The 1,289-nt window shown below is 68.3% G+C and carries 2 protein-coding genes and 1 pseudogene; all 3 read right to left on the minus strand.

Annotation, left to right across the window (positions count from 1 at the left end):
* Positions 1-363, minus strand: a pseudogene (locus FKP22_RS30730) (hypothetical protein); the annotation flags it as partial.
* Positions 364-399: 36 nt separating this feature from the next.
* Positions 400-867: a VOC family protein gene (locus FKP22_RS30735; RefSeq protein WP_141291973.1), complete on the minus strand. Its 468-nt coding sequence runs from the start codon at positions 865-867 to the stop codon at positions 400-402.
* A partial coding sequence (locus FKP22_RS34305; protein WP_141291974.1) for an FAD-dependent oxidoreductase occupies positions 864-1,289 on the minus strand: 426 nt, incomplete at its 5' end. The genes FKP22_RS34305 and FKP22_RS30735, both read right to left, overlap by 4 nt.

Below are 1,289 nucleotides of genomic sequence, written 5' to 3' on the forward strand. Positions count from 1 at the left end.
CTCGCTGCGCAGCCCGCGCATGGCCGCCGGCGTGAAGCCCGGTTGCATCAGCTGGCGCAGGCGGCCGTGGTCGGGCGCGTCCACGAACAGCATGGCGCGCGCGAACAGCCGCTGGAACTCGCTCAGTTCGCCTCGCTCGCTGGCCTGCTGCGTGACCCAGCCGCCGGTGCGGCGGGCCGAGAAGCGGGCCGTGTCGCGCAGCAGCGCTTCGCAATCGGCATAGCGGGTGACCAACCAGGCGCCGTCGAACCAGGCTTCGCTCCACAGCAGCGGGCCGGCCTCGCGCCAGTGGCGGTACTGGTCATACGGCAGGGGCGGTGCGCTCAGGTCCTGGCGCCAAACGGCTTGCGGTCTCGTCAACATGACCTCGACGGTACACGATCCTCGGGAATACCCCGATCAACCCAATGCCGCGATCACGTCGGCCGGCGCCTGCACCAGCTCGATCAGCACGCCTTCGCCCGAGAGCGGGAACTCGTCATTGGCCTTGGGATGGATGAAGCAGATGTCGTGGCCGGCCGCGCCGGGGCGGATGCCGCCAGGCGCAAAGCGCACGCCATTGGCCGTCATCCACTCGACGGCCTTGGGCAGGTCGTCCACCCACAGGCCCACGTGGTTCAGCGGCGTGGTGTGCACGGCAGGCTTCTTGTCCGGGTCCAGCGGCTGCATCAGGTCCACTTCCACGGCCGTCGGCCCGCTGCCCAGCGTGCAGATGTCCTCGTCCACGTTCTCGCGCTCGGAAACAAACGTGCTCTTGACCTGCAGGCCCAGCATGTCGACCCACAGCGACTTGAGCCGCTGCTTGTCCGGCCCGCCAATGGCGATCTGCTGGATGCCCAGGATGCGGAAAGGTTTCGGGCTGCTCATGAGGTTTGCTCCATCGGAAACGAATACGGGGGTGGCGTGGCGGCGGCCAGGTCCAGGCGACCCAACAGCCATCCGGACTTCATGCCACTGAGCGTGGCCATGGACTGGCCCTTGATCCACGGCAGGCGGCCGGCGGTGCCGAAAAACGCATCTCGAAAGCCCGGGCCCAGGCGCTGATCGGACTGGAACAGCGGCGTGAGCCAGCGGCTGACGCTTTGGTAGAAGCGCAGGTGAGCGCGTCGTCGCCGGCTGTACTCGGCCAGCGAAACAGGTACACCATGGTCCGAAAGGCACTGCGACAGCACCCAGGCGTCGATCAAGGCCATGTTGGCGCCCTGGCCCAGCTGCGGGCTCATGCCGTGCGCGCAGTCGCCCAGCGCCACCACGCGGCCCTGGTGCCAGTGCTGCATGCGCACGTCGGC

It is taken from the genome of Ideonella azotifigens (assembly GCF_006519715.1).
Lineage (GTDB): Bacteria > Pseudomonadota > Gammaproteobacteria > Burkholderiales > Burkholderiaceae_C > Ideonella > Ideonella azotifigens.

What these genes read in the sequence shown, in the direction of transcription:
- FKP22_RS30735 (WP_141291973.1), bottom strand. Translation starts at nt 867, where the DNA reads ATGAGCAGCCCGAAACCTTTCCGCATCCTGGGCATCCAGCAGATCGCC.